Raw genomic sequence first — 20,216 nt, 5'->3', positions numbered from 1 at the left:
AGCTAGCAGTGTGACTTTATTTTTTACCCCTTAGAAAAGGAAATTACCTTTTTGGACAGTATATCCACCCAGATGCTCTTTACCATTCTTGGCATCTTAATACTGATTTCGGCCTATTTTTCAGGCTCTGAAACCGGCATGATGTCATTAAATAGATATCGATTGCGTCATCTCGAAAAACAAAAACACAAAGGTGCTAGACGAGTTAGCAAACTACTCGATCGTCCAGATCGCCTTATCGGCTTAATTCTTATCGGTAATAATTTAGTTAATATCGCAGCTTCAGCTATTGCAACTGTTATTGGTTTACGCTTATTCGGTGATATGGGAATTTTAATTGCCACTATAGTATTAACCTTGGTTATTCTCATTTTCGCAGAAGTAACACCAAAAACATTAGCAGCTTTATATCCTGAAAAAATAGCCTTTCCCAGCTCCATTATATTAACACTTTTACTGAAATTACTTTTCCCACTTGTCGTTGTTGTCAATTGGATCACCAATGGCTTTTTGATGGTTTTAGGCATCAATGCAGAGCAAAGAGAACAACATAGCTTAAGTAGTGAAGAGTTAAGAACCGTAGTGAACGAGTCAGGTGCTTTATTACACCAGCGAGATCAAGATATGCTGGTCAGTATTTTAGACTTAGAAAAAGTCTCCGTTGAAGATATTATGATACCTCGTAGTGAGTTGGTAGGCATTGACGTTAACGATGATTGGAAAAAAATACAAAAACAGCTAACTCAAGCTAACCATACACGGGTATTACTCTACCGAGATAGTATCGATGATGTTGTTGGCTATATCCATGCCCGAGATGCCTTAAAACTGTTATCAAAAAGTCAGTTCAATAAGGCAACATTACTCAGAGCAGTTCGTGAATTATACTTTATCCCTGAGGGCACACCGTTAAACATTCAATTATTGAAGTTTCAACATGCTAAAGAACGTTTAGGATTAGTCGTTGATGAATATGGTGATATTCAAGGTCTAGTGACGTTAGAAGACATACTTGAAGAAATTGTTGGTGACTTCACCACTACCATGACACCAACGACTAGCGATGAAGTAACCTTGCAGCCTGATGGTAGCTATTTAGTTGATGGCAGCGCCAGTATTCGTGATATTAATAAAGAGATGTCATGGCAATTGCCCACAGATGGCCCTAAAACCCTTAATGGCTTGATTATCGAGTATTTGGAAGAGATACCTCAAAGCAATATTAGCTTACGTATTTCTGGTTACCCTGTCGAAATCATTGACGTAGCAGACAATATGATAAAAACGGTTCGGGTTATGCCTGATCACTTTATCGATGAAAGTCCAGAAGAAGAGTAATTAAGGCAACATAAAAGTTAATCACAAAGTTATCCACAGAATAAGGGTTTCAACAATCCTCATTAGCTTTCCACAATTTCTGTGGATAACAATAGCCAACCCTATCAACAGCAGCCTTTAGCTATTTCAACAATTATTTAACAAAAAACCAGACTTTTTTTTCTATTTTTTTTATGAAAATGCTAGCTATTCTTGAAGCAGTTATCATACCTAGCCTTTACCGAATTTCATTGCAAAATTAACAAATTGGCAAGCTTTATGCCCTTGTTGGATTATTAAACGTATAAATTAGCTGACTAAATAATGTCATTCTGCATTTATAATATTGTCCACTTTAACCAAAGAATAATCGCCATAACCAACCATGGTCTAAATCTTTTTCACAACTTTTTAGTTGGCTACTATAACGTCGAGCACGGCTATCTACTTTCCTCGAAACTTTAACCAACCAAGGTTTCTTTTTATAACTTTTACGCTTAAAGCCTCCCCAACCTTCATGATAATTCAGATACTGACTATACGCATCCCACTTAGATACGCCGTTAACTTTTTGAGTTTTGAAAATAAACCATCCCATAAAATCTATCGCATCATCAAAATCATCACGATCTGCACCTGAATTACCTGTTTCCCTAATATAATCTTTCCACGTCATTGTTTTAGCCTGTGAGTAGCCATATGCACTACTTACTCTTCCCCAAGGGATAAAACCAAATAAATAATCCATAGGGGGCGTTGCATCATGACGAAAAGAGCTTTCTTGATACATCATACTCATAGGCACATGTATTGGTACTCCCCAACGTTCACGCGTATCTTTGGCTGCAAAATACCAATCCCTGTGTTCACGAAAGATCTCGCATATATTCTCTGGATTTTTCGGCGGTGGAGTTGCGCAACTTGAGAGTAATAAAACACTCGCAGCTGTTAACAATGCTGTTTTACATGAAGACATAAACAAATAACGGTTATTATAATTTGTCATTAATAATGACAGAAATAGTCAATCAATGGCAGTTTTTGCCAATAAAATTATCAGTTTAATTTGATAAAAAAAATAATTTATAATTCTTTAAAAAATATTGGAACTATTTATCAGTACAACACTCTTACTTAATAGTTATGTTATTCCCTTAGTGTTTCATGTTTTATGCGCTCAATTTATTAGTTGAGCGTTTTTTTTGCCTAAATTTTAGTACTGCCAAATAACAGTAATGTTATTCCGCCCCTTTTTAGTGACGTTTCATGTTATATGCGCTCTCCTGTCTTTAATAAGCAGTTGAGCGTTTTTTTTGTCTAAATTTAGTACTTCTAAATAACAGTACTCGGAATAACAGCAATGTTATTCCGCCCTTTTTAGTGAAGTTTCACAACGTTAAAAGAAATATATAAATTTCTTAAAAATAATTTGAACTAATTAATAAAATAGTCCTCTTACTTTACAGTTATGTTATTCCCTTAGTGTTTCATGTTATATGCGCTCAATTTATTAGTTGAGCGTTTTTTTTTGCCTAAATTTTAGTACTGCCAAATAACAGTAATGTTATTCCGCCCTTTTTTAGTGACGTTTCATGTTATAAGCACTCTGCTGTCTTTAATAAGCAGTTGAGCGTTTTTTTGCCTAAATTTTAGTACTGCCAAATAACAGTAATGTAATTCCGCCCTTTTTTAGTGACGTTTCATGTTATATGCGCTCAATTTATTAGTTGAGCGTTTTTTTTGCCTAATTTTTAGTACTGCCAAATAACAGTAATGTTATTCCGCCCTTTTTAGTGACGTTTCATGTTATTTACATTCTGCTTTCTAACATGGGTAGTTAACGTTTTTATGCCTAAATTAAGGACTGCCAAATAACTACTATGCTATTAATCACTTAGCGTAATAAAACATTCAACTTTAAAATTTAGGGTAGACGTAAAAAAAGATTAAAAATAATGTGAACTAAACTGCAAACTCGCACTCTTACTTAACAGTTATGTTATTCCCTAGTTATTAGTAATATTTCATGTTTTATGCGTCCTCTATTTGTAGTTGGGCGCTTTTTTTTGCCTAAAAATTCATTATGGCTGTATAACCACAATATTTTTTCTCGTCAGTCATAGCATTTCATGAGTCATATCACTTAGATAAGTAGCTTGTTGCATCAATCAAATATAATTTATTTCCGAAATAGGTTTAACTATGCGATTTAAATGAATTTTTCTGGCGGGGGATATATGGGAGTGAAAATATTGTAAATAAAGTGAACTTATTAATAATTTAGTCCTCTTATTTAATGAAACATTCTTCCCTGGATTGCTTTCATTTGATTTAAGTTTTGTTTGCTTAAATAACCGGCGCGTCGTCTTGACGCGCTTTTTTTATCTCAACTGCTTCGTATTTATTCTTTCCAGCATAATTAATATCAATATTTTCAATTAGTTTTTAAGCAAAATAATCTGATAAAAAGTCATCGAAATTGAGTTTATCGTCAGCTTCAATATCTTTTTGCGCCTTGTGAGAGACTGGCACACTTTCATCAAAAAACGCTTGGTCATAAGACTGATAAGCACGACTTTTTGCTTCTTGTTGATATTCACTCGCTTTATCTAAGGCAAACTGAGATAAAGATTGCTTTTGAATAATAGATAACAGCTGTGCAGAAGGAGTTAAGCTTGAATCATTAATTTTAGCTTGCTCACGCACAATGGCTTCACTATATTTTTTGGTTTGATACGACTTATCTAGCAGCTGGGCAACCTGCTTCATCTGCTCAAATAACTCATTACCCCACACAGGAATCGATTTAAGTTTAACTTCACCACAACAATTGGCATCACTAAGCAAGAGCTCAGGGTCTCGACCACGAAGCACAACTTCATTCATATTATCTTCATGGATTTTCTGGCGCGTGCAATCAAACTCTTTGTTATCAACAAAAGCACAGAATGTTATAAAGATATCTAAGAAGTGAACTTGCTCAAGACTAATACCAGTATCTGAAAAAGGATTAACATCAAGTGCTCTTACTTCGATGTATTCAACACCACGCTTGCCAAGAGCATCAGAAGGTTTTTCTCCTGGTTTTGCAACACGTTTTGGACGAATAGGTGCATAAAGCTCATTTTCAATTTGCAATACGTTATCATTCAGCTGTTGGTATTGGCCGTCAACCTTTATACCAATGTTGGCAAAGTCATTAGATTTAAGTTTAATAGCTTGCTGAACGCCATCGACATAATCCGCTAAATTGTTATAGCAAATTTTTAGCGCTGATTGCTCTGAGCTGGTATAGCCTAAATCACTCATGCGTAATGATGTTGCATGCTCAAGGTAAAGCGCACCAAAAGCCGATCTTTTAAATGGTAACTTATGCTCCTTACCTTGTAAGAAAGATGCACAGATGGCAGGAGAGCTTCCATATAAGTATGGGATTAACCAACAAAAGCGTTTGTAATTTCTTAAAATGGAAAAATAGCGTTCAGAAATAAAGTCATCAAGGGGTAATGACTTCTCACCCGATGATTGGTGCAAACTTTGCTGCACTTGCCAAAAGTCTTGCGAGAATGAAAAATTGAAATGTATTCCTGAGATGACTTGCATCATAGAGCCATAGCGGTTTTTCAAGCCTTGGCGATATACTGTCTTCATTTTACCAATATTTGAACTACCATACTGCGCTAAAGGTATCTTTTCAGCATCGTCAACAAAGCAAGGCATACTCATCGGCCATAATAATTCACCTTCTATATTATCAAAGGTATATTTTTGAATATCTTGAAGTTGTGCGATAGTTTGCTCGGGAGAAAAACTAACTGGCGTAATGAACTCAAGTAAAGTCTCTGAATAATCAGTGGTTATTTGTCCATGGGTCAGCGCTGAACCGAGTTGATGATAATGGCCATGATCCGATAACTTACCTTCTGGTAATATTCGCAATGCTTCTCGCTCTATACCGCGCCCAATACCAGCAATGGCAGCCAAATTTTCATTTTGGCTAAAAGCGCCAATATAATCAGTTAATGATAGTTTCAAAATAATTCCTATATATACTAATTAACCTAACTATTAGCTTAGTTTAGTATTTAGCGAGTAAAGGGTATAAAGCAAAAAACCCCTTATAGATAGTCATATAAATAAGGGGGCTGTTAGTGTTTTTCAATACTTAACTATTTTTATTTAGTAAATAGTTTATTTGGCTAGCTCGAGATCTACGACTTCAATATCAAGCTTTTGAAGTTGAGGCTTAACTACTTGACCGTCCCCTACAACAATCCATTGCATGGGTTTTGATAATTCATTAGCTGCAATGGCATTTAATTGCTCAATACTTATGTTGTTTATGATATTGCTTTGCTCTTCACCATAATTAACTGGCAAATTAAATTGCAACAACTGTCTTAAGAAACCACTTTTTTGGCTCGGCGTCTCAAAGCTCAATGCTTCGTTTTGCGAAATAGCTTGGCGCATAAATATCACCTCGCTCATTGTTAAGCCATCTTGTTGATAATGTTTCAATTCCTGTTCTATCTCAACCATAGCATCATAAGTATGCTCTTTTTTAACACTCGCGCCTGCACTAAAACGACCTAAAGATTTACCAGCAGCGAAGTAGCTCGATGCGCCGTAGGTATAACCTTTATCTTCTCGTAAATTTAAATTGATACGGCTATTAAACGCACTGCCTAATGGGTAATTCATTAACGTCGCTTTGAAGTAATCCCCCGTCGCATCATAAGTCATTGCTCTACGTGAAAGCTTAATCACTGATTGGCTAGCATTTGGTAAATCAACAAAGTAAAGTATATTTGGTGTTACCTCAGGAAAGTTATAATCGCCATTGACAGTATAGTCTTTACCTTGCCATGCCTTTAATGGCGCAAGCTTAGTTAATAATTCAACTTTATCTATATCACCAACAACAACTAAACTCGCTTTAGCTGGCGAGAAGTATGTTTTATAAAAGTCTTTAATGTCATCAAGGGTAATCGCAGAGACGGTAGCAATAGTGCCGCTATCAGCTAAGCCAAAGCGATTGCCTTTACCATAAGTTACCTGTTTCAAGGCATTGCTAGCTAAAGTACGAGCGTCTTTATTACCTTGCTCTAACCCTTGAATTAACTGATTTTTAACGCGATTAAAATCATCTTCTGCAAATTCAGGCTTAAACATCATTTCATTCATCAACGCTAAGGTAGCATCGAAGTTTTTAACTAAGCTATTCACTTTAATGTATGTATTACGTCCCGATGCCCCAATCGAAATATTACTGCCCAGTTTAGCTAATTCATTTGATAATTCTTCTTTACTGTGGACAGTCGTTCCTTCATTCATCAAACTTGCTGTTAAACTTGCTAAGCCTGCTTTATCAACCGAATCAAGTAATACACCACCATCAAGACTTAGAAGTAAACTAATAGTCGGTGTTTCGCTATTTTTAGTCGCTATGATTTCAATGCCATTATCAAAAGTATCACGCCATAAACTTGGTACGGTAATTTGTGGGTTAGCAGTAGAGCTAGGCATAATGCTACGGTCAAAGTCACTCGTATTTTTCATGATAGGTGTATCAAGCTGCGCTAGTTTTGCAGGATTACTTACGTCCGGTAAAGTGAAGTTATCTTCCCGAGTAACTAATGTTTCTTGACCTTTTGGCACAATTGATAGTATTGCGGCACCTTTACCTTGAATATATTTCTTAAATACCCGCATAACATCTGCTTTGGTTACTCTGTTATACCGGGCAACTTGTTGCTCAGTGTAATTAGCATCTCCTAACATAGTTTGATAATGCGCTAAATTAGATACTTTTCCTGAAACACTTTGCAAACCATAAATAGTACCCGTTTCAATCCCAACTTTGGTTTTCAATAAATCATCGGCATTAACACCGCGCTCTTCAAACTCAACTAAGGTATCATTAATGACTTGTTCAATTTTTGCTAATGATAATCCTTGTTGTGGATTTGGTAGTGCATAGAAGCTCAGTTGACATGCGAGTTCCCGACAGGGGTGGCTAGCGCCAGCTTGCACCGCAACACCTGATTTAACTAAGTTTTTATAAAGTAGAGATGTTGGACCACTACCCAGAATATTAGCAAGTACATCTAAAGCTGGCTCATCTTCATGCATGCCATAAACTGTAGGAAAGCTTATATATAATAAAGGTAAAGAAACATTGTCGGTAAAAGAATAATAACGATTCTCGCTTAATGTCACTGACGATTTAGCGATATTTTCTACCTTAGGACCTGCATTTAAGCCACCAAAGTACTTATTTACCCAAGCAAGGGTTTGCGCTTCATCAATATCGCCACCAATGGTAATTACGGCATTATTTGGGCCGTACCAGCGAGAAAAGAATTCTTTTAAATCTGTTACTGTGCCACGATCTAAATCTGACATGTAACCAATAACAGGCCATGAATATGGATGTTCGCGTGGAAAAATCATTTGATTAACGGTTTCATTTAATCGGCCATAAGGTCGATTATCTACATTTTGTCCACGCTCATTTTTTACTGTCGCCCGTTGGATTTCAAATTTTTCAGGCGTAATTGCTTCAAGTAGAAAGCCCATACGGTCAGACTCAAGCCACAACATTTTTTCTAACTGATTTTTAGGCACTGTTTCAAAATAGTTGGTACGATCAGAGTTAGTGGTACCATTTAGGTCGCCGCCACTTTGTGTCACTACTTTAAAGTGCTGCTCATCGGCAACATTTTGAGAGCCTTGAAACATCATATGTTCAAAGAAATGTGCAAAACCCGACTTACCCAGCTGTTCACGAGCCGAGCCAACATGATAGGTAACATCAACATGTACCAAAGGATCTGAATTATCTTGATGCAAAATAACAGTTAAACCATTGGCCAATTTATACTTTTTAAAAGGAATATTAATGGTATCTTGCTGAGCGGTAACCGTTTCAACCAAACTAACGCCTGTCGGTAAGGTGATAGTTTCTTGGCTACTACAAGCAAACAATAATGCCGTAGTAGCAGCTATAGCTGTGATCCTAAATTTATTTATTATCTGTGCAGAAAAACGGTTTTGAGGAGATTGTCGCAAAATAACGTCCTGTAAAAAGAGTAAAAAGGAAAAGTTTGAATTATCATAGCAAACATAAAGACTACTCGGTTAATTTAAATGTATAAAACTATTGCAGAACATCATGATTTTATTGTTGTTGATAAAGGCACAGGCGTAAACTTCCATGACGAAGGTGACATTGGCTCAGGATTGTTTTCTCTGGTGAAAAAGCAAATACAAAGCCAAAATAAAAACGCTGAGTTATATCCGGTACATAGATTAGATAAGATGACGTCAGGTTTGGTTATTTTTGCCAAAAGCTTAACCTGCGCACAAATTTTTGGTCAGCTATTTAATGATCACGATATCGAAAAGTACTACCTAGCGATTGGTGATAAAAAACCCAGTAAAAAGCAGGGATTGATTAAAGGTGATATGGCCAAAAGCCGACGAGGAATGTTTAAGTTATTGAGGTCGATGGAAAACCCTGCGATAACCCAATTTTTCTCGTATAGTGTGCCTAATAAACAACGGTTATATCTGTTAAAACCGCACTCAGGCAAAACCCATCAGCTACGTGTTGCTTTAGCAAGTATAGGTGCGCCTATTGTTGGTGATCCCTTGTATTACACAACATCGCAAGCAGACAGAGGCTATTTACATGCTTTTGCTTTAAAGTTTACTTACTTAGGAGAATGTTTTGAGTTTACCTCTCTTCCCTCTACGGGACAGTTCTTTGCCACTCCTGAAATAACTCACCAATTTTCAGCAATAAAAAAACCTTGGCGGTTAAATTGGCCAAGGCTTTAATTCAAAATACAGCGACTAATAGTTGCTAGTTGAAAACGACTCAACTAATGTAATAACTTCTTTACACTGGGGCCATAAAACTAAATCGATGGCCGCTAGGTAAACAAACTAGATTAACAATTGCCTATAATGAGTGCCAGAACACTAAACCAATGGCCGTTGGGCAAATAAACTTAGTATACCAAGGCCAAACCTTCCAAAATAGGCTGTGTTCAACATCGATATTACCTTGCTTTATCTCTGATAAAACATCGCTTCTATGCCAGATCCAACCAGCAAATACGCAACAAAGCATGGCAATAATTGGTTGGCCATATTGTGTTGATAAGGTAGCAACAAAGTCTAGCATCCAATCCAAGTTAATTACGATTAGTATACTCAAGACTAAAATAGCTAAGCCTATTAAAGTCGTTGCTTTTTCACGTGGCGTATCATGGCGCTCAACAACAAAAGACACAGGGCCTTCAAGCATTGATATACTTGAAGTTAGTGCCGCTATTGACATTAACACGAAAAAGCCAAAAGCAACGAAAAGACCTACTTTCCCCATACCAGAAAATAGTGCAGGTAATACGGTAAATACTAAATTTGATCCTGAAATGAGGCTGCCATCTTCTGCAAATATTGCGACACCTTGTGCTTGAGCAACATACATGGCAGGGATAATCAATAAACCTGCTAAGAAGGCAATAGAAACATCTATCAAGGTTACTTGTGCACCCAAGGTAACCAAATTCTCTTTTTTCGCAATGTAAGAGCCATAAATGATCATTACACTAGTACCCAAAGACAAAGAGAAAAACGCTTGCCCTAAAGCACTGATTAACAGATCGGGTTCAAATACACGAGAAATATCAGGATTTAAATAAGCATTAAAACCTTCTCGTGAGCCATCAAGGGTAAAAACATAAATAATCAGTAAGATCAATAAACCTATTAACATAGGCATAAGACGTTTCGACCATTTTTCAATACCTTCTTCAACACCTCGGCGTATGATAAAGATGGTTAGCCCCATAAAGAGTGCAGTAAAAATAATATTTCGTGTTAAAGAGTGGTTTATCAACCAGTCGGCTTCGCCCGTAAACCCAGCTAATCTAGCGAGAGGCTCAATTGCGTATGACATCATCCAACCTGCGATGATGCTATAGAAACTTAAAATAAGTGCCGCACAAATAATACCGCCAAAACCAACCACAAAACCAAAACGTTTTTGTCCGGTATTGCGCGCAATTTTTTGCATACTACTAACAGCATTTGCCTGACCATATCGGCCAATTAATAACTCAGCCATAAAAGCAGGGTATGCTAAACAGAAGGCTAAAACTAAATAAACTAGAACAAAAGCAGCCCCACCATTGCTCGCTGTTTGTGTTGGAAATCCCCAAATGTTACCTAAACCAACGGCAGAGCCTGCCGCCGCCATAATAAAACCGAAACGCGAACTAAAGCCGCCTCTTGAAACACCCATTCAATTCCCCAAATTTCTTATGAACTATCGTTGCTAGCTATTTACCTATGAGTAACGCTCTATACCCGCTCCACTTGAAGGTGCTCGTTTCAGCTGAATCATGCATCATCAAGTGGAGCGGGTATATATAATTCTCTCAAGGTTATTTTTATTTTTATAATTGCACTATTTTTATAATAACGATCATTTATAAGAACACTAATCTACGCAATTACGGTAAAGAAAAATAGAGTTAAATATTAAAAAGTAAAAAAGCCCTGTGTATAGCTCTTTTTACAGACTTTACACAGGGCTAAGACTTTTAGTACTCAAGCTTTACTAGCAAAACAGGTTGATATAATCGTTATTCTGCTTCAGGACGCATATGCGGGAACAAAATTACATCTTTAATCGAAGGAGAATCAGTGAATAACATTACTAGACGATCAATACCAATACCCTCACCTGCTGTTGGCGGCAAACCATATTCTAACGCGTTGATATAGTCAGCATCATAATGCATGGCTTCATCATCACCGGCATCTTTTTCTGTGACTTGTTTTTGGAAGCGTTCAGCTTGATCTTCTGCGTCGTTTAACTCGGAAAAACCATTGGCTAATTCACGACCACCAACAAAGAATTCAAAACGGTCAGTTATGAATGGATTTTCATCATTACGACGAGCAAGTGGTGACACTTCCCACGGGTATTCTGTAATAAATGTTGGTTGATCTAATAAATGCTCAGCGACTTCTTCAAAAATTTCACAAATGTATTTACCAGGACCCCATACTTTAGCAGCATCGCCTTCCTTAACACCAACCGCTTTTGCCATTGCCTTGATTGCATCAAAGTTGTTTTCTGGATCACGTAAGGCAGCTTCATCAAGTTGCTCAGCACCGCGATGATCTTTACCGTATTGTAAGATTGCATCAACCATAGATAGGCGCGCAAATGGTTTGCCAAGGTCATAGAATTTTTCTTCTACTACTTCGCCTTCAGCATTTTTAACGGTATTACGTATAGTGGTAGTACCTAATACGTCTTGGGCAATAGTGCGTAACATTTCTTCGGTAGTATTCATCAAGTCATGGTAATCAGCATAAGCTTGGTAGAACTCAATCATAGTAAATTCAGGGTTATGACGTGTTGAAATACCTTCGTTACGGAAACTACGGTTGATTTCAAAAACACGGTCAAAACCACCAACCACTAAACGTTTTAAGTTAAGCTCTGGTGCTATACGTAAATACATATCAAGGTCAAACGTATTATGATGCGTCATAAAAGGTTTAGCGGTAGCGCCACCCGGTATGATTTGTAACATAGGTGTTTCAACTTCCATAAAATCACGTTGAGTTAAAAAGTTACGAATACCAGCAACAATTTTTGACCGGACTTTAAAGGTATTACGGGTATCTTCATTGATAATTAAATCAACATAACGCTGACGATACTTCATTTCTTGATCTGATAAACCGTGGAATTTTTCTGGTAATGGACGTAATGACTTAGTTAATAGTGAGTACTCTTCCATGTTCACATAAAGGTCACCTTTACCTGATTTATGTAAAATACCTTTAACACCAACGATATCACCAATATCTAATGACCCCCATTTAGCGCGTATTTCTTTTTGTACTGTTTTTTCAGCATAACCTTGAATACGGCCTGATGAGTCTTGTATCACTAAAAATGGTCCACGTTTTGCCATAACACGACCAGCAATAGCATAAGTTACTTGTAACTCTTCAAGCTCTTCTTTGGTTTTTTCGCCATGTTCTGCTTGAATCTCAGCAGCTAAATGCTCACGATTAAAATCGTTAGGAAAACCATTAGCTGAACAATTAGAGCGAATTTTTTCAAGTTTCACACGACGCTCAGCAATTAACTTATTCTCATCTTGTGCTACGGGTGCATTATTGGCTTTATCTGTCATTTTATTTCTCAACGTTATCTTTAATTTTTCAATTATTTAAATTAATTATTTTATAAACCAGACTTCAAGCTAGCTTCTAAAAATTTGTCTAAGTCGCCGTCTAACACGGCTTGAGTGTTTCTGTTTTCAACACCCGTGCGTAAATCTTTAATACGGCTATCATCTAGCACATAAGAGCGAATTTGACTGCCCCACCCTATATCTGACTTACCGTCCTCTAATTCTTGTTTGCCTTCGTTTTGCTTTTGCATTTCCATTTCATACAGCTTTGCTTTTAATAACTTCATCGCTGTAGCACGGTTTTTATGCTGAGAGCGATCGGCCTGACAAGCAACCACAGCGCCGGTAGGCTCATGTGTTATACGAATGGCTGAATCTGTTTTGTTAACGTGCTGACCACCCGCGCCTGATGCGCGAAACGTATCAATACGTAAATCAGCAGGATTAATATCAATTTCAATGTTGTCATCGATTTCAGGGTAAATAAACGCTGAAGCAAATGAGGTATGACGACGACCAGATGAATCAAAAGGTGATTTACGTACTAGGCGATGTACACCTGTTTCTGTACGTAACCAGCCAAAAGCATATTCGCCGGTATATTTAATGGTACAGCCTTTGATGCCAGCAACATCACCATCAGTAACTTCAATAGCTTCAGTTTTATAACCGTGTGCCTCACCCCAACGTAAATACATCCGCATTAGCATTTCGGCCCAATCTTGTGCTTCGGTGCCACCTGAGCCAGATTGAATATCTAAATAGCAGTTATTGGCATCTTGCTCACCACAAAACATACGGCGAAACTCTAACTTTTCTAATACCGCATCAAGAGCTTGTGCTTCAACTTCTGCATCATCAAAGGTCTCTTGATCTTCTTCTTCAACTGCTAACTCCACCAAGCCTTCGATATCTTCACAGCCAGTTTCAAGTTCAACAATGGTATTTACCACTTCTTCAAGTGCACTGCGTTCTTTTCCTAACGCTTGAGCTCGCTCTGGTTCATTCCATATTTCAGGAAGCTCTAATTCTCGTGAGACTTCAACTAATCGTTCAGCTTTAACATCATAGTCAAAGGTACCCCCGAAGCAGATTAGCGCGTTCACGGATTTCTTTTAATTTACTTAATATAGGATTTGTTTCGAACATAAGCCTTCAAAAATAAGTTTTCAAATATGTCTTTTTAAATATATCTTTTTTAACGATTTCACTCGTTAGGATAATTAAAAAAATAGTCGCGCATTGTAGCGTAAAAAGGCCAGTAAATAAACGACTAACATAGAGCGCTTTTATGAAAAATATATAATTTTTAATAAAAGCAAAAATAAAATCAATCACACGAACTAAGTGCCCTATTTTTTAAGCTTTATTGTTATTAAATTGTCTAATTCATTTTGATTCTATTGTTATGCCCGCTAATTAACTATGAAGCACTACTGGTTTGATCCTTTTTTATTTGATACCTGCTAAATGTGGGCAATAAAAAAGGCCAGTATGGAATCATACTGGCCTTTCACAAATGACTGCTAAAGCACTAAGTGCTAGTTGCCATTATTATTTATCAAATTTTACAGCATCTTTAACTAGCGTAGTCACTTCTTCAGATGTTTTTGAAACAACTTCAAAAGCTTCTTTTGCAGAATCTGAAACTTTAGCCTGAAGTGCTTCGTTAAATGATTTTTGTGATTCAACCGCTGCAGTAAAATCAGTTTGTGATGATAATGCTTTGGTTTGGGCAACACTGTCATTTAAAATCGACGTAATTAAAGCTGTTTGTTGGCTGATTAATTGTTCAACCGTTTTAGTATTCAATTCTACCAAGCTATTCAATGGTTTCATTGCATTTTCAACTTGCGCTGTATCGTTAAAAGATTTCATCGCAGTGGTAAATTGATTTGTTAATTGTTCAGTTAATTGAGTAAACATAATTAAAATTCCTATTCCATTTCGTTTTATACTGCGGCGCAGCAATTAGATTTAAACTGAGTATACCTAGCAAAAAGACAATGGTCAACAACTCTTTGCTGCACCGCATCAAAACAACTTTATACAATTGATTACGCTAATAATTTAATAATATCAGCAAATGAAAAAGCCAGTATTAACATACTGGCTTTTTGAGCAGAAGTACAAAAAGCTACTTCTTCTATATAGATAAATTACTTGGCAATTGTCGTTGCTTCCGCCACAGAGTCTTTAACTAGGTTAGTCACTTCTTCAGACGTTTTAGTTACCACATCATAAGCTTCTTTAGCTGAAGCTGACACTTTCGCTTGGAGCTCTTCAGTGAAAGCTTTTTGCGATTCAATTGCTGCTGCTAAATCTGTTTGCTCAGATAGCGCTTTAGTTTGTGCAACGCTATCATTCATAATTGTAGTAATTAAAGCAGCTTGCTGATTGATTAGCTGCTCAACCGTTTTACTATTAATTTCTACCAGGCTATTAAATGGTTTCATTGCTGTAGAGAACTGCTCTTCATTGTTGAATGATTTCATTGCAGTTGTAAATTGTTCCGTTAATTGTGTAAACATAATCAAGTTTCCTTTTTAATATGCTGCATAGCAGCAGAGTGATTTAAGCCAGTATAATCGGTCAAAATATGGTCGTCAATAGTTTTTTTGCTGCGCCGCATCAAAGTATATTTATCTTCCATAAACACATAACGCTTCGCTATAAAAAACCTTATTCTTAAAGGCTTTAACCTATTTATATCAACTATTTATTAGCGGCAGTTTTAACTTCAATTTTCGGCTCAGCTTTAACTTCTGCTTTTGGTTTTGCTTCAACAACTGCTTTTGGCTTTGCTTCAACAACTGCTTTTGGCTTTGCTTTAACTTCTGCTTTTGGCTTTGCTTTAACTGCTGCTTTTGGCTTTGCTTCAACTTCTGCTTTTGGTTTTGCTTTAACTGCTGCTTTTGGTTTTGCTTTAACAACTGCTTTTGGCTTTGCTTTAACTGCTGCTTTTGGTTTTGCTTTAACTGCTGGTTTTGACTCTGCTTTAATAGCGGCTTTTGGTTTTGCTTTAACTACTACTTCTCGCGTTGCCTGAGAGTTTTCTTTAATAAGTGCCTTTGGTACAAGGGCTTGTTCTTCAGTCGAAGCTTTATTAACTTGAGTTGTAAATACTAATAAGGACTCACCGAAAATAGTTTCAGCATTTTTTTGAGCCTTGGAAAGGGTTTCAGATGTTTGCTTGATTGCTTCAGTCAATTGACTCTGAACATCAGTATTAAATTTTGACTGCTGAGCAACTAGTTCAGTAATATCTGTGGTTACAGGTATATGCTGGCTAAATGAAATACTGTCGTCGATCAAGCTGGCAACGAGCAATCCTTGCTGATGTGCAACAGTACTTGCTGTAGATATATTTAATTCAACCAATTTTTCAATTGGTGTTAATGAGGTCTGAAATAACTCTGTAAATTGATTAAACATGCACTTCTCCTAAAGTTTTGCTGCAAAGCAGCATTATCTGATGAGAATTTAATCAATTTTTTAATTTGGAGTCAATCTTTATTTTGTTGCGGTGCAACAAAATGCTACTTTTTATCTGTCGGTTTCTGAAATTTAGCCCATATATTCATATTTTGTTCAACGATACTGCTGAATAAACCAAAAGGTGAATTTTTATTAATATCATTACTCAGTTTCAAAATTTCATCTTGATGTTCAATAAAAGCAGATAAACTTTGTTCAAGAAATTGTTGTAGATAGTCTTGATTGTCATTGCCATAAAAACAAATCAATCGCTTCAATAACGTATTAGTTAATAAGGATTGACGTTCGCTGGTTTCTTCTTCACTGATAATTTGAATTAGTATGCTACGCGTTTTATCTTCATCTGTTTTTGAATCCACTATTTTAAATTCTTGATTCCCTATAACTAATTCTCGTATGTAATCCAAGTTTACATAATGACTCTTTGTTGTGTCATATAGACGGCGGTTTGGATATCTTTTAATTATGATCAACGGTAACCCCGGTTGGTTTTTAAATTTTACTTACGCTATGGTGCGAACACGTTAACAGAAGAATTCTTTGCCAGTAGTATAACAGACATACTATCGATAAAAAAAGCGACCTGCATGGCCGCCTTTTATATCAATTGTACAAGTGAATCATTAAAAAAGGTAATTAAGAATACCTATTAGGTAGCTAAATGCGTTTTTTCACATAACTGCCAGGGGCAGCTTCAATACTTGCATATTTTTTTGAGCCTTGCTTACGTGCAGTGACTTGCTTTCCTGATTGTGGAAGTAACCAACTTTGCCAATCTGTCCACCAAGAGCCATCTTTTTTAGTTGCTCCTTCAAACCAATGCTCTGCCGAGTCAGAAAGTTCATCATTAACCCAGTGTGGATATTTACCATGATCGACAGAATTAATAACACCAGCTAAATGACCAGACCCCGCTAAAACAAAGCGTGTAGGTCCAGATAGTGCTTTAGTACCCTGGTATGATGCTTTCCACAAAACAATATGATCTGCAATTGTTGCTAAAAAGTAGCTGGGCGTATCAATTTTACTTAACTCAATAGCAACGCCATCAACTTCTACAACGCCATCTTTTATCAAATTATTTTCTTGATAAGTATTTGTCATATAAAAATTAAATGTTTCTGCTGGCAAATTTGAAGAGTCACTATTCCAGTATAAAATATCGAATGGAGCAGGATCTTTCCCCTTGAGGTAATTATTTACAAAATACGACCAAAACAAGCTATTTTCACGTAACATGCTAAAAGCTAAGCCAAGCACACGGCCATCAAGTATTCCTTTTTCTTTAATGTTCTTTTTCAAAAAAGGTAACATTTGCTCAGAAAGGTAAACACCTATTTCGCCAGGCTCTTCAAAGTCGAGCAATGTTGTCAAAAAGGTCAATGAATTTATCCGCGTATCACCTTTTGCTAACAAATAAGATTGCGTGGTAGCCAACAAGGTCCCACCAATACAATAACCGACAACATTCACTTTACTCGATTTTGTTACTTGTTCGATAACGTCGAGTGCTGCAATAGGACCTTCTTTCATGTAATCACTGAAGCCTTTTTCAGAAAGCGTTGCATCAGGATTTACCCATGAAATAACAAATACTGTGTGCCCTTGTTCTACCGACCACTTAATGAGTGACTTTTGTTCATCCATGTCTAAGACATAATATTTATTAATGAAAGGTGGAATAAACAATAAAGGGGCTTCATTTACTTTTTTAGTCGTCGCTTTGTACTGTATCAGCTGAATTAAATCATTTTGATAAATTACATCACCTGGGGTGTAAGCTAAGTTTTCCCCTAAAGTAAATGCATCAGTATCAGTTTGAGAAATCTTAAGTGCTTCAGCAGGGCTTTGTTGTAAGTCTTGCATAAAATTTTGCAAGCCTTTAATGAGGTTCTCACCTTTGGATTCTAATATGTCTCGACATACTTCAGGATTTGTTAAAGCATTATTAGTTGGGGATACAGAATTGATATATTGACGAGTATAGAACTTTATTTGTTCTTCAGCCTTAGGATCATCAAAATGCAGACTATCAACCATTTCTTGCATCATGTTTGAATTTAAAAGGTAAGATTGTTTTAAATAGTTATAAACCGGATTTTCAGACCATTCACTATCATTAAATCTTCTATCGTTGCGCTCCTCAGATACCACAGGGTCAACTTTTGTACCGAGTAATGCTTTCGTCGCGTTTTGCCAAAGTTCGGCTTGTTGATTCATGAAAGATATTTGTTTATTAAATAACATCGCTGTATCAACCTTGACTCCCTTAGATAAAAGTTGAGATAGCTTCTCTGAGTCCATCATTGAATTTAAGTTTTCTTTATCAGAATCGGTTAAAACCTGCTTGACCATGGTGTTAAACACTTCTGAGTATTGCTCTAAAAAATCAATTACCTCATTTTGCTGACTTGATTCCATAATATATCCTTGTAAATGATTTGGTTATAATTTATTTGTCTATAGCTATCTCAAATTAAAAGTAGAAATATTTTAAAATTCTTAATAAACAATTTACAAACAATAATTATAAGATACAAACTTATTTGATAATTATCTGCTTTGACAGCCATGCCTCAGCCTTAAGATAAAAACAATATATTTTGTCTAGTAAGTAACCAACACTAAGGATACCTTTATTTTTGATGCGGTGCAGCAAGAAATTATTGACCAATTTAGTTTTGCTAGGTACACTCGCTTCAAATATGTATGCTGCGCTGCAATATAAAAATAACAATTGGTACCTTAATTAACGTTAAATAATGAAATAGGAACCTTAACTAACTATAACGTAAACTGTTCAACCGATAAGAATTGAGTATTATAATCTATAAAACACCTTATAGATCAATACGAAAGAGAACATCTGTTGTCAGTTTACTTGAAGGATAAAACACATGATATATCAAACTTACGACCTCTATAGTCGCTCCGCCGAACTGATGAATGGTTTTATCAAAGTGAATCAACAATTACTCAACCATCCATTTAACCCGTTTTCAAATACCTTACTAGGTAAAAGCTTTAATGCAGCACTTGATAGTGCCTACCATCATACTAAAGCTTACGATAAACAGCCTTTTGATATTAAAACTTCGGTAATTGACGGTGAAACCATTAACATCACTGAACAAGTTATTATTGAAAAGCCCTTTTGCAATTTAATTCATTTCAAACAAGATAGTGAGGTAAAACAACCTAAACTGTTTTTGGTTGCGCCATTATCGGGGCACCATGCAACATTGCTTAAAGCAACCATAGAACGATTAATTTTAGATCATGATGTTTACATTACTGATTGGTTAGATGCTAAAAATGTGCCTTTATCTGAAGGGACTTTTGGCTTTGATGATTATGTAACTTACATAATCGATTTTATGAAAGAAATTGGTGAAGATACTCATGTCTTAGCCGTTTGCCAACCTGCGGTCCAAGCTTTAATAGCGACGGCTGTATTAGCTAAAGAAAAAGATCCAGCGACCCCTAAAACACTAACAATAATAGCGGGTCCAATTGATACCAGTATCAATCCTAACGAACTCAATAAATATGCTAGTAGTAAAGATTTAAAATGGTTTGAAAATAATGTCATTATGACGGTGCCTAAACGCTTCCCTGGTGCGGGAAGAAAGGTATACCCTGGCTTTATTCAATTATGTTCTTTTATGGCAATGAATTTAGAAAACCATATCACTAAGCATACCGATTATTTTGGTCATGTTTTTCATGGAAAAGAAGATAAGCAAGAAAGTCACCGCGACTTTTATGATGAATACTTAGCGGTTTTAGACCTTAATAGTGAATTTTACCTAGAAACGCTCGACCGTGTTTTTATTAATCATGATTTAGCAAACGGTAGAATGACTTATCATGGTGATCTTGTCGATTTATCAGCAATCACTGATACAGCGTTGCATACCATTGAAGGGAAAAATGATGATATTTGCTCGTTAGGACAAACCCAAGCAGCACAAACGCTATGTTCAGGCATTCCTGAACAGAAAAAATTGGATCAAGTGTTCGATGGGGTTGGTCATTTTGGAACCTTCAGTGGCTCTGCTTTTCGTGAAAGAATTGCGCCAAGCATTGCTGATTTTATTCAAAAGCATCAATAATTTTCTATTAAGAAAAGTATTTTATCAAGTCAATAAAAGTAGGTTTATGTAAACC

Annotated in this window: 14 protein-coding genes; 3 read left to right on the top strand and 11 right to left on the bottom strand. The window is 36.3% G+C overall.

All coding sequences use genetic code 11. The annotated features are described in order from the left end of the window. Positions 1 to 51: 51 nt before the first annotated feature. Complete coding sequence (locus ND2E_RS19125) at positions 52 to 1,338, top strand: HlyC/CorC family transporter (RefSeq protein ID WP_033092164.1); 1,287 nt, start codon at positions 52 to 54, stop codon at positions 1,336 to 1,338. 334 nt (positions 1,339 to 1,672) lie between these two features. Here ND2E_RS19125 and ND2E_RS19130 read toward each other — a convergent pair whose 3' ends face one another. The 3 genes from ND2E_RS19130 to ND2E_RS19140 all read right to left on the bottom strand — a co-directional run bounded on the left by ND2E_RS19130 (position 1,673) and on the right by ND2E_RS19140 (position 8,388). Next, positions 1,673 to 2,293, bottom strand: coding sequence for a transglycosylase SLT domain-containing protein (locus tag ND2E_RS19130; RefSeq protein ID WP_317628119.1), 621 nt, complete (start codon positions 2,291 to 2,293; stop codon positions 1,673 to 1,675). A gap of 1,469 nt (positions 2,294 to 3,762) precedes the next feature. Next, positions 3,763 to 5,352: a glutamate--cysteine ligase gene (gene gshA / locus ND2E_RS19135; protein ID WP_052056192.1), complete on the bottom strand. Its 1,590-nt coding sequence runs from the start codon at positions 5,350 to 5,352 to the stop codon at positions 3,763 to 3,765. Between the two features lie 156 nt (positions 5,353 to 5,508). After that, complete coding sequence (locus ND2E_RS19140) at positions 5,509 to 8,388, bottom strand: M16 family metallopeptidase (RefSeq protein WP_081961953.1); 2,880 nt, start codon at positions 8,386 to 8,388, stop codon at positions 5,509 to 5,511. A gap of 78 nt (positions 8,389 to 8,466) precedes the next feature. Between ND2E_RS19140 and ND2E_RS19145 the strand changes: the two genes are divergently transcribed. Beyond that, complete coding sequence (locus ND2E_RS19145) at positions 8,467 to 9,159, top strand: TIGR01621 family pseudouridine synthase (RefSeq protein WP_033092162.1); 693 nt, start codon at positions 8,467 to 8,469, stop codon at positions 9,157 to 9,159. Between the two features lie 124 nt (positions 9,160 to 9,283). Here the strand turns inward: ND2E_RS19145 and ND2E_RS19150 are convergent, their stop codons facing one another. From ND2E_RS19150 to phaC, 8 genes are all read right to left on the bottom strand, one after another. After that, the gene (locus ND2E_RS19150; protein WP_033092161.1) at positions 9,284 to 10,630 is read right to left on the bottom strand and encodes a sodium-dependent transporter; all 1,347 of its coding nucleotides are present in this window, start codon (positions 10,628 to 10,630) and stop codon (positions 9,284 to 9,286) included. Positions 10,631 to 10,973: 343 nt separating this feature from the next. Beyond that, on the bottom strand, positions 10,974 to 12,548 hold the full coding sequence (lysS, locus tag ND2E_RS19155) for a lysine--tRNA ligase (protein WP_033092160.1): 1,575 nt from the start codon (positions 12,546 to 12,548) through the stop codon (positions 10,974 to 10,976). A gap of 50 nt (positions 12,549 to 12,598) precedes the next feature. Next, a protein-coding gene (gene prfB, locus ND2E_RS19160; RefSeq protein WP_190277793.1) for a peptide chain release factor 2 occupies positions 12,599 to 13,697 on the bottom strand; the annotation gives its coding sequence in 2 pieces (ribosomal slippage) (positions 12,599 to 13,621 and positions 13,623 to 13,697; 1,098 coding nt in all). 405 nt (positions 13,698 to 14,102) lie between these two features. After that, a complete protein-coding gene (gene phaP, locus ND2E_RS19165; RefSeq protein ID WP_033092159.1) occupies positions 14,103 to 14,474 on the bottom strand; it encodes a TIGR01841 family phasin in 372 nt (123 codons plus the stop codon). A gap of 233 nt (positions 14,475 to 14,707) precedes the next feature. Then, entirely contained in the window at positions 14,708 to 15,079 is a 372-nt protein-coding gene (phaP, locus tag ND2E_RS19170; protein ID WP_033092158.1) for a TIGR01841 family phasin, read from the bottom strand. A 184-nt stretch (positions 15,080 to 15,263) separates the two neighbouring features. Further along, positions 15,264 to 15,983, bottom strand: a complete 720-nt coding sequence (gene phaP, locus ND2E_RS22295) for a TIGR01841 family phasin (RefSeq protein WP_052056191.1) — start codon at positions 15,981 to 15,983, stop codon at positions 15,264 to 15,266. Positions 15,984 to 16,087: 104 nt separating this feature from the next. Continuing rightward, on the bottom strand, positions 16,088 to 16,519 hold the full coding sequence (gene phaR / locus ND2E_RS19175) for a polyhydroxyalkanoate synthesis repressor PhaR (protein ID WP_033092157.1): 432 nt from the start codon (positions 16,517 to 16,519) through the stop codon (positions 16,088 to 16,090). A gap of 184 nt (positions 16,520 to 16,703) precedes the next feature. Next, positions 16,704 to 18,467 (bottom strand): class I poly(R)-hydroxyalkanoic acid synthase, encoded by a 1,764-nt coding sequence (gene phaC / locus ND2E_RS19180; RefSeq protein ID WP_033092156.1) that lies wholly within the window; start codon positions 18,465 to 18,467, stop codon positions 16,704 to 16,706. A gap of 476 nt (positions 18,468 to 18,943) precedes the next feature. On the opposite strand from phaC, the gene ND2E_RS19185 reads away from it, so the two are divergent. Continuing rightward, positions 18,944 to 20,161, top strand: a complete 1,218-nt coding sequence (locus ND2E_RS19185) for a polyhydroxyalkanoate depolymerase (RefSeq protein WP_033092155.1) — start codon at positions 18,944 to 18,946, stop codon at positions 20,159 to 20,161. The last annotated feature ends 55 nt before the right edge of the window (positions 20,162 to 20,216 follow it).

Source organism: Colwellia psychrerythraea, from assembly GCF_000764225.1.
Classification (GTDB): Bacteria; Pseudomonadota; Gammaproteobacteria; order Enterobacterales; family Alteromonadaceae; genus Colwellia; species Colwellia psychrerythraea_D.
The sequence above is the reverse complement of the archived record's forward strand: the minus strand, read 5'-3'. Positions and strand labels throughout refer to the sequence as shown.

Coding starts and splice junctions, on each gene's coding strand:
- phaC (WP_033092156.1), bottom strand. CDS start 18,467: ATGGAATCAAGTCAGCAAAATGAGGTAATTGATTTTTTAGAGCAATAC.
- ND2E_RS19150 (WP_033092161.1), bottom strand. CDS start 10,630: ATGGGTGTTTCAAGAGGCGGCTTTAGTTCGCGTTTCGGTTTTATTATG.
- ND2E_RS19145 (WP_033092162.1), top strand. CDS start 8,467: ATGTATAAAACTATTGCAGAACATCATGATTTTATTGTTGTTGATAAA.
- phaP (WP_033092159.1), bottom strand. CDS start 14,474: ATGTTTACTCAATTAACTGAACAATTAACAAATCAATTTACCACTGCG.
- phaP (WP_052056191.1), bottom strand. CDS start 15,983: ATGTTTAATCAATTTACAGAGTTATTTCAGACCTCATTAACACCAATT.
- ND2E_RS19130 (WP_317628119.1), bottom strand. CDS start 2,293: ATGTCTTCATGTAAAACAGCATTGTTAACAGCTGCGAGTGTTTTATTA.
- phaP (WP_033092158.1), bottom strand. CDS start 15,079: ATGTTTACACAATTAACGGAACAATTTACAACTGCAATGAAATCATTC.
- lysS (WP_033092160.1), bottom strand. CDS start 12,548: ATGACAGATAAAGCCAATAATGCACCCGTAGCACAAGATGAGAATAAG.
- ND2E_RS19185 (WP_033092155.1), top strand. CDS start 18,944: ATGATATATCAAACTTACGACCTCTATAGTCGCTCCGCCGAACTGATG.